Source organism: Ruegeria arenilitoris (assembly GCF_013035315.1).
GTDB classification, from domain to species: domain Bacteria; phylum Pseudomonadota; class Alphaproteobacteria; order Rhodobacterales; family Rhodobacteraceae; genus Ruegeria; species Ruegeria arenilitoris_D.
In genome coordinates, this window is the sequence record NZ_WQHP01000006.1 from 131,955 (window position 1) to 144,682 (window position 12,728).

The 12,728-nt window shown below is 57.0% G+C and carries 13 protein-coding genes; 12 read left to right on the plus strand and 1 reads right to left on the minus strand.

The window, feature by feature from the left end; genetic code table 11:
* Positions 1 to 35 precede the first annotated feature (35 nt).
* From GOV53_RS14470 to GOV53_RS14500, 7 genes are read left to right on the plus strand one after another with little or no spacing between them, the layout of a single operon-like run.
* The gene (locus tag GOV53_RS14470; RefSeq protein WP_170467745.1) at positions 36 to 755 is read left to right on the plus strand and encodes an ABC transporter ATP-binding protein; all 720 of its coding nucleotides are present in this window, start codon (positions 36 to 38) and stop codon (positions 753 to 755) included.
* Positions 755 to 1,465: an ABC transporter ATP-binding protein gene (locus GOV53_RS14475; RefSeq protein ID WP_170467747.1), complete on the plus strand. Its 711-nt coding sequence runs from the start codon at positions 755 to 757 to the stop codon at positions 1,463 to 1,465. The genes GOV53_RS14470 and GOV53_RS14475 overlap by 1 nt, the downstream gene beginning before the upstream one ends.
* On the plus strand, positions 1,462 to 2,325 hold the full coding sequence (locus GOV53_RS14480) for a branched-chain amino acid ABC transporter permease (protein ID WP_170467749.1): 864 nt from the start codon (positions 1,462 to 1,464) through the stop codon (positions 2,323 to 2,325). Before GOV53_RS14475 ends, GOV53_RS14480 begins: the two co-directional genes overlap by 4 nt.
* Positions 2,325 to 3,422 carry a branched-chain amino acid ABC transporter permease gene (locus GOV53_RS14485; RefSeq protein ID WP_254439294.1) on the plus strand — a complete coding sequence of 366 codons (1,098 nt, stop codon included), beginning with the start codon at positions 2,325 to 2,327 and terminating at the stop codon, positions 3,420 to 3,422. The genes GOV53_RS14480 and GOV53_RS14485 overlap by 1 nt, the downstream gene beginning before the upstream one ends.
* A 1-nt stretch (position 3,423) precedes the next feature.
* Positions 3,424 to 5,181 carry an FAD-dependent oxidoreductase gene (locus tag GOV53_RS14490; protein ID WP_170467751.1) on the plus strand — a complete coding sequence of 586 codons (1,758 nt, stop codon included), beginning with the start codon at positions 3,424 to 3,426 and terminating at the stop codon, positions 5,179 to 5,181.
* Positions 5,182 to 5,220: 39 nt separating this feature from the next.
* Positions 5,221 to 6,105 (plus strand): intradiol ring-cleavage dioxygenase, encoded by an 885-nt coding sequence (locus tag GOV53_RS14495; RefSeq protein WP_170467753.1) that lies wholly within the window; start codon positions 5,221 to 5,223, stop codon positions 6,103 to 6,105.
* Position 6,106: 1 nt separating this feature from the next.
* Positions 6,107 to 6,940 (plus strand): 3-keto-5-aminohexanoate cleavage protein, encoded by an 834-nt coding sequence (locus GOV53_RS14500; RefSeq protein ID WP_170467754.1) that lies wholly within the window; start codon positions 6,107 to 6,109, stop codon positions 6,938 to 6,940.
* 136 nt (positions 6,941 to 7,076) lie between these two features.
* On the opposite strand, the gene GOV53_RS14505 is transcribed toward GOV53_RS14500, so the two are convergent.
* The gene (locus GOV53_RS14505; RefSeq protein ID WP_170467755.1) at positions 7,077 to 7,991 is read right to left on the minus strand and encodes a LysR family transcriptional regulator; all 915 of its coding nucleotides are present in this window, start codon (positions 7,989 to 7,991) and stop codon (positions 7,077 to 7,079) included.
* Between the two features lie 107 nt (positions 7,992 to 8,098).
* On the opposite strand from GOV53_RS14505, the gene GOV53_RS14510 reads away from it, so the two are divergent.
* From GOV53_RS14510 to GOV53_RS14530, 5 genes are all read left to right on the plus strand, one after another.
* Positions 8,099 to 8,875: a CmcJ/NvfI family oxidoreductase gene (locus GOV53_RS14510; RefSeq protein WP_170467756.1), complete on the plus strand. Its 777-nt coding sequence runs from the start codon at positions 8,099 to 8,101 to the stop codon at positions 8,873 to 8,875.
* 13 nt (positions 8,876 to 8,888) lie between these two features.
* Positions 8,889 to 9,854, plus strand: a complete 966-nt coding sequence (locus GOV53_RS14515; RefSeq protein WP_170467757.1) for an LLM class oxidoreductase — start codon at positions 8,889 to 8,891, stop codon at positions 9,852 to 9,854.
* A gap of 12 nt (positions 9,855 to 9,866) precedes the next feature.
* A complete protein-coding gene (locus GOV53_RS14520; protein WP_170467759.1) occupies positions 9,867 to 10,655 on the plus strand; it encodes an SDR family NAD(P)-dependent oxidoreductase in 789 nt (262 codons plus the stop codon).
* A gap of 92 nt (positions 10,656 to 10,747) precedes the next feature.
* On the plus strand, positions 10,748 to 11,593 hold the full coding sequence (locus tag GOV53_RS14525; RefSeq protein ID WP_170467761.1) for an enoyl-CoA hydratase/isomerase family protein: 846 nt from the start codon (positions 10,748 to 10,750) through the stop codon (positions 11,591 to 11,593).
* Between the two features lie 82 nt (positions 11,594 to 11,675).
* Positions 11,676 to 12,662 (plus strand): zinc-dependent alcohol dehydrogenase family protein, encoded by a 987-nt coding sequence (locus GOV53_RS14530; protein ID WP_170467763.1) that lies wholly within the window; start codon positions 11,676 to 11,678, stop codon positions 12,660 to 12,662.
* Positions 12,663 to 12,728 lie beyond the last annotated feature (66 nt).

Here is a 12,728-nt window from a genome sequence, read left to right on the forward strand (position 1 = left end):
CGCCCCGGACACAAGTCCGGGGCAGGGACCTTGGTATGACAATTCTATCGCTCAATAATGTCTCCAAAAGCTTCGGTGCTTTGACCGTCACCGATGACGTCAGCTTTGATGTCGAACAGGGGCAGGCGCTTGGGATCATTGGCCCGAACGGAGCCGGGAAGTCGACGCTGTTCAATCTGATTACCGGCAATCTGACCTCGGACGCGGGTTCGATCCATTTTGATGGGAACGACGTCACCCGCGTTCCGCCAATGCAGCGGTGTTTGTCGGGGATTGGTCGGTCTTTCCAGATCCCGCAACCGTTTGATCATTTGACGGTTTTCGAGAACCTGTTGGTGGCGGCGACGCATGGACAAGGGAAATCTGAACGCGAGGTCGAACAGGATTGTGCCCGAATTCTGGAACAAACGGAAATGGCTGAGGTGGCCAACGACCCTGCCGGTGGTCTGCGGTTGCTTCAGCGCAAGCGGCTGGAGCTTGCCCGCGCGATGGCAACCAACCCAAAGCTACTGCTGCTGGACGAAATCGCCGGAGGTCTGACCGACGCAGAATGTACGGCCCTGATCGAAACGATCAAAGGGCTACACGCCAGCGGTGTCACGATCATCTGGATCGAGCACGTTCTGCATGCCCTGACATCTGTGGTCGAGCGTTTGCTGGTTCTGGATTTCGGCAAGGTGATCGGCCTCGGTGACCCGGACGAGATCATGAACAGCCGCGAAGTCAAAGAAATCTATCTGGGGATCGAAGTCTGATGAGTTTGCTAGAGACCCAAGGGCTGACGGCCCATTACGGAGATTTTCAGGCCTTGTTCGGCGTGGACATCCGATTGGAGGAAGGCGAAACGGTCGCCATTATCGGCGCAAACGGTGCCGGAAAGTCGACCCTGATGCGCTCGATCTCAGGTGTTCTGACCAACGGCTCGGATCAAGTGCGCTTTGATGGCAAACCCATCGGCGATCTTCCGGCAGATGAGATCATGTCGCGCGGCGTTGCAATGGTGCCTGAAGGACGCAGGCTTTTTCCGTCCTTGAGCGTCGAAGAAAACCTACTGATCGGAACCTATGGTCGGAAAGTTCAGGGGCATTGGTCGCTGGAAGCCATCTACGAACTATTCCCCATCCTGAAAGAGCGCCGGAACCATCCGGGTACAGCGCTCTCGGGCGGGCAGCAGCAGATGGTGGCCATTGGCCGCGCTTTGATGAGCAACCCTCGTGTTTTGCTCTGTGACGAGATCAGTCTGGGGCTGGCGCCTGTGGTCATCAAAGACATCTACGCCGCCGTGCCCCGCATTCAGGAGGCAGGGGCCAGCCTGATTGTGGTCGAACAAGACATCGGCCAGGCCATGAAAGTCGCAGACCGCGTCTATTGCATGATGGAGGGTCGCGTCACGCTGGAGGGCACTGCAGACACGCTCAGCCGCGAGGCTATTCACGACGCTTACTTCGGAGGAGCCGCGGCATGATTTGGATCGATACCATCATACAGGGCGTTTTGCTGGGCGGGCTCTATGCGCTTTTCGCGGCCGGGCTGAGCCTTGTGTTCGGGATTATGCGCTTGGTCAATCTGGCTCATGGGGACCTGATCGTCTTTGCCGCGTATTTGATCCTTCTGTTGGTCTCATTGTTGGGGCTATCGCCATTTCTTGCGGCAACCATTGCGGCACCAATCATGTTTGGCGTGGGCTGGGCTTTGCAGCGGCACGTCCTGAACCGGGTGCTGGGACCTGATATCCTGCCGCCGCTTCTGGTAACCTTCGGCTTGTCGGTTGTTCTGCAGAACGCTCTGCTCGAGGGGTTTTCGGCCGATAGCCAACGTCTGCCGGCAGGCGAGATTGCCACGGCTTCCGTGCAGATGGGCGGGCTGAACCTTGGTGTTTTGCCGCTGCTTACATTTGCCTCGGCGATCCTTGTCATCGTGGGCCTGAACCAGCTTTTCTATCGCACGGAATTGGGCCGGGCATTCCGCGCAACCTCGGATGATGCAGTGACAGCGGGTCTGATGGGCATTCGACCCGAGCGTATCTTTGCCACCGCGACGGCCATCGCGATGCTCGTTGTGACTTTGGCTGCGCTTTATCTGGGAATGCGCGCGAACTTTGACCCAAATATCGGCCCCGCGCGCCTGATCTACGCATTTGAGGCGGTCATTATCGGCGGTCTGGGCAGCCTTTGGGGTACGCTGGCAGGCGGCATCATCATCGGAGTCGCTCAGACCGTTGGGGCCGCGATCAATCCCGAATGGCAAATTCTGGCCGGACATTTGGCCTTTCTTATCGTGCTTCTGATCAAACCCAGAGGCCTATTTCCAAGGGCGGTGGACTGATGGCTGATACTTCGATGTACCGAGTTCAGACACAGACCCGCGCGTCTTATAGCGCCGGAGCTATCTGTGTTGCGCTGATCATCCTGTTCGTGCTGCTGCCGACATTTGCCAGCCGAGGGCTAATACAGGATCTGTTCTTTATTTTCACGATGCTGGTGCTGGCGCAGTTCTGGAACTTGCTGGCAGGATATGGCGGGCTCGTTTCCGTCGGCCAGCAGGCCTTTGTCGGAATGGGGGCCTACGCCATGTTCGGCGGCGTCATCCTGTGGGGTATGGACCCGGTTCCCGCAATCCTGCTGGGTGGGATCGCGGCCTTGATCGTAGCCGTTCCCACAGCCTTCTTCGCCTTTCGCCTGCAAGGGGCCTATTTCGCCATTGGCACATGGGTCATAGCCGAAGTCATGCGCCTGCTGGTTGCTCAGTGGAAGGTGCTGGGCGGCGGCACAGGAACGTCATTGCCGCGCACGGCAACGCGCGAAATGTGGGCGACCGAGTGGATACAGACCGACTTTGATGTCCGAGGTGCTGCTGCGCGGGATATTCTGACCTATTGGCTGGCCTTGGCTCTGGTGATCACAACGATTGCAGGCATCTACTGGCTGCTCAGAACCAAGCGCGGACTGGCACTGGCTGCGGTCCGCGACAACGTCGAAGCGGCGAAATCCGTAGGCGTTGACGCGGTGCGGATGAAGTGGCTGGTCTACCTTGTCTCAGCCGCCGGGACAGGCCTGACCGGCGCATTGATTTACGTGCAAAAGCTAAGGATCTCGCCTGATGCGGCCTTCTCGGTCACTGACTGGACAGCCTATGTGATCTTTATCGTTGTGATCGGGGGCATCGGCACCATCGAAGGCCCGATCCTGGGCGTGCTGATCTTCTTCATCCTGCAGAGCCTGCTGGCGGATTATGGCTCTTGGTACCTTATGGTGCTTGGGCTGATCGGGATTGCGGTCATGCTTTTTGCGCCACGCGGTCTGTGGGGGCTTATCTCGGAAAAGACCGGGCTGCAGATTTTCCCAGTGCGCCGTCGCCTTGTGCTGACGCACCCAAAAGGCGGCTCCAACTCAATTCAATCTGACAAACAGAGGGAGGCGTAACATGGCCACCATCACAACAGATGTCCTGATCATCGGAACCGGACCGGCTGGGTCTGCAACCGCGGCTTTGCTGTCCAGCTACGGTGTCGAGAACATGGTCATCAACCGCTATCGCTGGCTGGCGAATACGCCCCGCGCGCATATCACCAACCAGCGCACGATGGAGGTGTTGCGCGATCTTGGTCACGAGGTCGAGGCCGAAGCCTATATGCATGCGGCGCATCAGGATCTGATGGGCGAGAATGTGTTCTGCGAAAGCCTCGCCGGTGAGGAAATCGGGCGTATGAAAAGTTGGGGCAATCATCCTTTGTCCAAGGCCGAACACCTGCTGTCCAGCCCGACCATGATGAACGATCTGCCCCAAACGTTCATGGAACCGATCCTGTTCGGCACGGCCTGCCGCCGAGGCACGCAGGCCCGTATGAGCACAGAGTACTTACGCCACGAACAAGACGCGGACGGTGTGACAACGACCTGCCTTGATCGCTTGTCGGGTGAGGAAATCACGATCCGGTCCAAGTACCTGGTTGGCGCGGACGGGGGCAATTCACTGGTCGCGGAACATGCCGGGCTGCCGTTCGAAGGACAGATGGGCGTTGGTGGGTCCATGAACATCCTGTTCCGCGCGGATCTCAGAAAATATGTCGCGCATCGCCCCTCGGTCTTGTATTGGGTGATGCAGCCTGGGGCGAATGTGGGCGGCATCGGCATGGGTCTGGTCCGCATGGTTCGTCCGTGGAACGAATGGCTGATTGTCTGGGGCTATGACATCAACCAACCAGCCCCCGAAGTTGATGAAGCCATGGCTACGCAGGTTGCGCGACAGCTTGTCGGCGACCCCGAGCTTGAGATCGAACTGATCAGCGCCAACACCTGGACCGTCAACAACATGTACGCGACCCATATGCAAAAGGACCGCGTCTTTATCATGGGTGACGCGGCGCACCGCCATCCGCCCTCTAACGGGTTGGGGTCAAACACGTCGATTCAAGACAGCTTCAATCTCGCATGGAAACTGGCGGCTGTGCTAAAAGGCTATGCCGGAGAGCGGCTATTGGACAGCTACAGCGAAGAACGCGCGCCAGTTGCAAAACAGATTGTAACGCGGGCAAATCAGTCTATCGGCGAGTTCGGACCGATCTTTGAAGCGCTGGGCATGGCCGAAGGTGTCGACCCGGAAGTCATGCAAAGCAACCTCGAGGCCCGCACAGGGTCAACGCCCGAAGCCGCCGCGCAACGAAAGGCCATTCGTGAGGCGATTGCGTTCAAAAAATATGAGTTTGACGCCCATGGTGTCGAAATGAACCAGCGCTACGACTCCTGCGCGATTGAAACCGATGGTCAACCTAACCCAGGCTTCGATCAGGACGCCGAGCTGCATTATCAGCCGACAACATGGCCCGGCGCACGCATTCCTCATGTGTGGGTCTTTGATCATGACACGGGCAACAAGCACTCGACGCTGGATCTTTGCGGCCGTGGAGAGTTCACAGTGCTCACTGGCATCGGGGGCGAAGCGTGGGTGGCCGCTGCTAAGACCGTGTCGAAGGAGCTCGGGATGCCTATTCGCTGCCATGTCATTGGCCCTCGTCAAACCTATGTCGATCATGCCGGTGATTGGGCCCGGGCGTCCGAGGTCTCGGACACAGGCTGTCTCGTTGTGCGCCCAGATCAGCACGTAGCCTGGCGTTCAGCAGACATGGTCGCGGATGCCGAGGCTGAGCTGCGCCGGGCTTTGACCAAAATCCTTTCGCGATAAGCAAATCCGGATCACATTTGTACAGGTTAGGAGGTCACAATGGACTCGCATGAGATGGGATACTTCACCGAGGAAAACTCGGCCGAGGTCGTTGCCGCGCGGAACAAGAATGCTGAAAGCGAACGGCTGAAAGAGGTGATGGAGGTCATCACCCGCAAGCTGCATGAAGCCGTGAAGGAAATTGAGCCAACGCAAGAAGAGTGGTTCGAGGCGATCATGTTCCTGACCAAGGTGGGCCAAATGTGCGATGACTGGCGGCAGGAGTATATTCTGCTGTCTGACGTATTGGGCGTCTCGATGTTGGTGGACGCCGTGAACTCTCGTCGCCCGACCGGAGCGTCTGAAAACACCGTTTTGGGTCCGTTCCATGTCGGAGATGCTCCTGAATACGCTATGGGCCACAACATATGCCTCGATCAAAAAGGCGAAGACATGGTTGTGCGAGGGCGTGTGACAGATGTCGACGGCAAGGCTCTTGAAGGCGTCAAGATCGACGTCTGGCAGGCAAATGATGAAGGGTTCTACGACGTTCAGCAAAAAGGCATTCAACCCGATTTCAATTTGCGCGGTGTATTTCGAACGGGGCCGGATGGAAGGTACTGGTTTCGTGCTGTCAGGCCAAAACACTATTCAATTCCTGATGATGGCCCAGTCGGAGATCTGCTGAATCGGCTGGGGCGTCATCCATTTCGGCCAGCCCATTTGCATTACATTGTGTCAAAGGATGGCTATGACGAACTGACAACCCACATCTTTGACCCCGAGGACGAATACCTTCATTCGGATTCCGTGTTTGGCGTCAAAGAAAGCCTGATCGCAGAATTCAACCGCGTCGATGACCCTGTGCGGTCACAAGAAGTTGGTTTTGACGGTCCCTATTGGGATGTCGAGTTCGATTTCGTTCTGGCCCCGAAAGAGGCGTGACATGTCAGAGCCCTGTATCATCTGTGTTGCGATCACCGGGTCGTTGCCAACCAAAGCCAACAACCCCGCAGTTCCCATTTCGGTCGAGGAGCAAATCGAAAGCACGCAGGCCGCGTTTGAGGCAGGGGCCACGATCTGCCACGCCCATGTGCGCAATGATGATGAAACACCGTCCAGCGACCCAGAGAAGTTTGCGCGATTGAAAGAGGGGCTCGAGAAACACTGCCCGGGCATGATCATCCAGTTCTCGACGGGCGGTCGTTCCGGCGCGGGCAAAACACGCGGTGGCATGCTTCCGTTGCGGCCCGACATGGCCTCGTTATCCGTTGGATCGAACAATTTCCCGACGCGCGTTTATGAAAACCCGCCAGATCTGGTCGACTGGCTGGCCGCAGAGATGGTGACCTACGGGGTCAAGCCGGAGATAGAAGCCTTTGATCTAAGCCACATCCTGAAGGCCGCCGAGATGCACAAGAAAGGCCAGATCAAAGACACGCCTTATGTGCAATTTGTCATGGGTGTGAAGAACGCGATGCCAGCTGATCGAGAGGTCTTTGACTTCTATGTGAAAACAGTAAACCGGCTGTTTCCGGGTGCGCCGTGGTGCGCCGCGGGGATTGGGGCGCAACAAGAGGTTCTGAACCATTGGGCGATTTCTGCAGGCGGTCATGCGCGAACCGGTCTGGAAGACAATGTTAGGCTGGATCGGCATACGTTGGCACCTTCAAACGCAGCGCTCGTCAGGCGAACCGTTGATATCTGTGTCCAGTATGACCGCCCGGTTACGACGGTTGATCAAGCAAGGGGCATACTCGGGTTGAAAGCTGCGTCTTGAACGCCGTCCAGCCAATAAGCGAACGGGAGGCCATTATGGAATTCCCCAAACCCCGTTGCCTGTTCTCAAAGCAATAAACCAGCCTTCCACGATTTGGCGACGAGGTGTCACAAATCGCTTGGTGGACCATTTCGGGTCACATATCCCATGGTGGCTTTGCGCCAATCTCCGTGATCAGAAAGTCCATGAACACCCGCACTTTGGGGGATAGAACGTTGGACTTTGGATAGATCAACCACAGAACATTATCCTCTGCGGCCTCATATTCCGGCAGTACGCGCTTTAGGCGGCCAGTCTTCAGGTGGTCATGCACACTCCACATCGCATTCAAAGAAACACCGACCCCGGCCAATGTCGCACCAACCTGACTTTGGCCGTCGTCGATAATCAACTGACCCTTCGCAGATGTGGGGTCAAAAAAAAGAGCTTTTAGACCCGCTGGTCCTTTCAGTGGGTGGGGTTGGCGAGTCTGAAAGGAGATCAGGTGGTGGTTGGTCAGGTCCGCGGGCGTAGCAGGAGCGCCGTGCGTAGCGAGGTAACTCGGCGAGGCACAAAGAATGCGCCGGTCATCCGCCAGTTTGCGACCCTTCAAGCTGGTGTCGACAAGTGGCGCATTCCTGAGCGCAAGATCATAGCTCCCCTCGATCAGGTCAAACTGTAAATCCGACAGGCGCAGGTCGAGCGTAAGGTCAGGGTGTCGTTGAAGGAACTTTGGTAAGATTGGCACTATGTAGAGTTGTGCAAAGGTGCTTGGCGCAGCGAAGCGCAAAGTGCCCTTGATCGAAGTCGTCTGCTTGCCCATGGCGGCAAGTGCAGCCTCTTCCTGCGCGATGATCTCTCGGGCGAAGGGAAGGAAATCGGCACCTTCGAGCGACAGGGACACTTTGCGCGTTGTGCGATGCAGCAGCTCGGAACCCAAGTTTTGTTCCAGCTTGGCGAGCTTTGCGCTCGAGACGGCTGGAGCCATGCCCAAGGCGCGCCCCGCGGCGCTAATATTCAGTAATTTCGCTGCGCTTACAAACAGTCGAAGCGCATCTGTATCGAGACCCATTATATTGCAAACCCGAATTATCAATCCATCTTTGGGCAGTTTATATGCAAATGAACTGGTGATAAATCCCTGTCATCGACGTAACGAAACATGGATGGGAGGCGGAAATGACGCGGACAGCCACAGTGAACTACCACGTTCACAAGCTCTACCGGCAAGCCTTTGAACTGGATGCAGGCGGGATTGCCGGCAACCTGGTTTCTCCCGAGCTGGCTGCCACAGCAGTTGCGATGGCAGACACCCGCGCGACGAGCAGCTTAGTTTCATTCGCCTCCGATGCCGTTGAATTCGTAACGCTTGAAACGAAGGTTCGGGATTTTGCTGGCGAAGCCTGGATACCGGAATACGATGCAGAGTTGACGGCGGCTCTGTCGGACAGGCTGGGCGCGCGCGAGGTTGTGGTTTTTGATCACACTGTTCGGACGGATGACCCCTGTGCAATACGCAAACCCGCGCGCAATGTTCACAGCGATTACAGCAAGGACGGAGCCGAACAGCGGCTTGTCGACCTGCTGGGTGCCGAGGTCGCTGCGGAATGGGCGCAAGGCCACTATGGTTTTGTCAATGTTTGGCGCCCCGTCGAACAGCCGATCATCTCAGCCCCTCTTGGTTTTGTGCGTCCGTCATCGGTTGACCCATCTGATTGGATTCTGCTGGACCTGATCTATCCCGACCGAAAAGGACAAATCATGGGGCTGGTAGGAAACCCCAAGCATGAATGGATCTATCAATCCAAGATGACGCCGGATGAGGTCGCGATCTTCAACATCTATGACAATCAAGGCCTGCCTTCGATTGCACATAGCGCCCTTGATATGGTCGAGGATCCAAACGTCGCCACCGTTCGCAAAAGCATCGAGAGTCGCACTTTGGTGCGCTATTAAAGGGGACCGTGACATGTTGGACAAAACGCAGCCGACCGAGTTTGCCCGGATCAACGTGGCCTACAACCGAGTGTTTCGTTCCGGGCGGCTGAGCATTGGCCTTGTGTTGCCGCTCGAAGCATACGCAGTCGGCGCAGAGCCGACGCTGCGCGGTCATCTGGAAGCGGCCCAGAGGGCAGAGGAACTTGGGTTCGCGGCACTTTGGCTGCGGGACGTCCCGTTTAATGTTCCAAGCTTCGGTGACCCCGGACAGGTTTTCGATCCATTCGTTTATCTGGGTGCGTTGGCAACGTCGACCAACCGGATAGCGCTTGGAACCTCGAGTGTGATCCTGCCGTTACGCCACCCCGCGCATGTGGCCAAGGCAGCGGCGACGGCCGATGTACTCTCAGGCGGGCGGTTGTTGTTGGGCGTCGCTTCCGGTGACCGGCCCGAGGAGTACCCGGCTATGAACCAGAGCTTTGACGATCGGGGGGCTAGATTTCGCGATAGCGTGGAATATATCCGAGCGGTCGGTTCGGATTATCCTAAGCTCGAAGGCGCTCAGGGCACCTTGTCTGGCGGGATCGATCTCTTGCCAAAGCCACATGGCACACGGCTACCAATGCTCATCACCGGTGGCAGCCAGCAATCGCCCGATTGGGTGGCGCAGAACGGCGACGGTTGGATGACCTATCCGCGCAATGCGGCGGCTCAGGGCCAGGTCATCGCGGACTACCGGCGGCGTGTGAAGGCGGCGGGTCAACCGGATAAGCCCGTCATGCAATCGCTTTATGTCGATGTCGTTGCCGACCCCGCTGCGCCTCCGCGCCCGATCCATCTTGGGTTTCAGTCTGGCACCGATTTCCTGCGCAGCTATCTGCGCGAGATTGAAACGCTCGGTATCAATCACGTCGCGCTGAACTTAAGATTCAACCAAGCATCTATCGATTCCACCCTCGAACATCTGGCGGACGTTGTGCTGCCTGACTTTTCCTAAAGGATCAGACCGATGACCAAGACTATTCTCATTACAGGTTCGACCGACGGCATTGGATTGCTTACAGCAAAGAAGCTGGCCGCTGGTGGGCACAAAGTGCTGTTGCATGGTCGTAACGTTCCCAAGTTGGAGAGCGCAGCTGCCGAGGTTGGTAGGGATGTCGAAACCTATACCGCAGATCTGAGCGACCTGGCCGCAGTTCGAAAACTGGCCGAACAAATACGCACCAAGCATGCCAATCTTGATGTGTTGATCAACAACGCAGGTGTGCTGAAAGCCCCGCAAACTGTGCTTGAAAACGGGCAGGACATTCGCTTTGTCGTGAATACGCTTGCGCCATATCTGCTGACCGAGTTGCTGCTGCCAATTATTCCCGCCGACGGGCGCGTGGTGAACCTGTCATCGGCCGCGCAGGCCCCGGTCAACATCAGGGCGATGCAGGGCAATGTCCCGCTGGCGGATATGGACGCCTATGCTCAGAGCAAGCTGGCCATCACCATCTGGACACGGGAATGGGGCGCATCGCTATCCGATGCGCCTGCCATGGTCGCAGTAAATCCAGGATCGCTTTTGGCCTCAAAGATGGTGAAAGAGGGATTTGGCTTGGCTGGCAACGATATGAACATCGGAGCAGATATCCTGATTGATGCGGCATTGGGAGAGCGGTTCGCTGACGCATCGGGCGCCTATTTTGACAATGACAGTGGGGTATTCTCAGATCCACACGCGGCTGCACTCGATAAAGGCCACGCTGCCGACGTCATGAATACCATTAGACAATTGGTTAACCAGACCAACTGACCCGCGCGGCGCAAAAACGCCACGCACTTCCACCATTAACCCTCCCTTACTCCTCACGCGTACTGCGTCGAGGCCCAAGAAAGGATTGCCTGATGAAATACGAGAACTTTCAAACCTTTGACGTGGCCGTTGAAAACGGTATCGCTACAGTGACATTCAACTTTGGCTCCGTGAATGTTCAAGGCCAGGAAATGCTGGCCGATCTCAACAGTCTGGCTATGCGCCTAGAGAGGGATCGCGACACCAAGGTCGTTATCTTTCAATCCGCCAATCCGGAAATCTGGGTCTGCCACTACGACACTGAACTGTTAAAGGATATGTCGACTGAGGCCGTGTCCCGCGAGGACGCTCAGCTTTTGGATCTGCAGTCAGTCTGCGAGCGGATCAGCAAGGTACCGCAAGCTACTATCGCAAAGCTGGAAGGTTTTGCACGCGGCGGCGGGCATGAATTGGCTTTGGCGCTCGACATGCGCTTTGCCGCGCGGGGCAAGTACAAGTTCATGCAGATGGAAGTTGGAATGGGCATTTTGCCCTGTGGCGGCGGTGCCTCGCGCATGGCGCGTCAAACCGGGCTTGGCAAAGCGCTTGAGATCATCTTGAGCGCGCAAGACTATGACGCAGATGATGCCGAGCGTTTGGGCACCATTAACAAGGCGTTGGAGCCGGATGAAATTGGTCCCTACGTGACCGCACTGGCTGAACGGATCGCAAAATTCCCGGCAGAGTCGATCAATGCCTGCAAACAGATGGTCTATGAATCAATCAACAAGCCGATTGATGAGGCGCTGAAGGCCGAAGCCTATTGGCTTTATCAGGCCACCAGCAAAACTCCGGCCGTCAAACGGTTCGCCATCGCGGATGAACAAGGTTTGGAGCACGACATCGAAAACCAGCGCAAATGGGGCGATCTAGTGATGCAGGTTCAGGACATCAACTGACCCAACCCCAACAAAAGGATCTCGTCAGGTGTGCGTTATTGCGACGTACCCCTCGCGCGGCGTTACAAAAGGAGTACCCCAAATGAAAGCAATGGTTCTAAACTCATACGGACCCGAAGCACCGTTCGAGCTCGCCGAAATACCTGATCCGGTCGCGACACCCGGGCATGTGGTGGTCAAAGTGGCCGCTGTCAGCGTCAACACCGTCGACACGATGATCCGAAGCATGGGTGCGGACCTGCCTCTGTCGCCCCAATTGCCCGCCGTGCTGGGCATGGATTTTGCAGGCACGGTTGTCGCAATTGGTGACGGCGTGACTGACTTTGCCATAAGCGATGAGGTGTACGGCTGCGCTGGAGGTTTGATGGACCTGCCCGGCTCTCTCGCGGAATACATCAACGCGGATGCCCGTTTGATTGCGCGCAAACCCAAGTCACTGACCATGCGAGAGGCTGCTGCGCTGCCGCTTGTCGGCATCACCGCCTACGAAGGGCTGACCCGTGCCGGAGTTGGCGAAGGGCAGACTGTGCTGGTTCAGGGCGGCGCTGGCGGCGTTGGCCATGTCGCCGTGCAACTTGCACGCCACCTTGGTGCAATAGTGTCCGCGACGGGTCGCGGCGCAGATCAAATGACCTTGATCGAAGGTTTGGGCGCACGCCCATTGGATTTCACCACGCAAAAGGTCGAGGAATATGTGGCTGAGCACACCGGTGGCGTGGGTTTTGACATCGTGTTTGACAGCGTCGGCGGGCCCAATATGACGAATTCGTTCGAAGCGGCGAAGCTCAATGGCCATGTCGCTTCGACCGTTGCGATGGTCGAGATCGATTTGACGCCCGCGCATTTCAAAGGCCTGTCTCTGCATGTTGTCTTTATGCTTATCCCAATGATGCACAATGTCGGGCGGCAAACTCACGGAGATATCCTGAACAGATTGGCGGGCATCGCAGATGCGGGCGGGCTTAAGCCAATTGTGGACGAACAAAGGTTCGGGTGGTCCGATGTGGGCGCGGCCTATGCGCACCTGACGAACGGTTCGGCAGTCGGGAAAGTCGTCATAGAGCTGTAATCTCGCGGACATTGGTGCGCGCAATAGACCGTGCGCACCAACCCTAGGTTCCACCGAATGTGGACC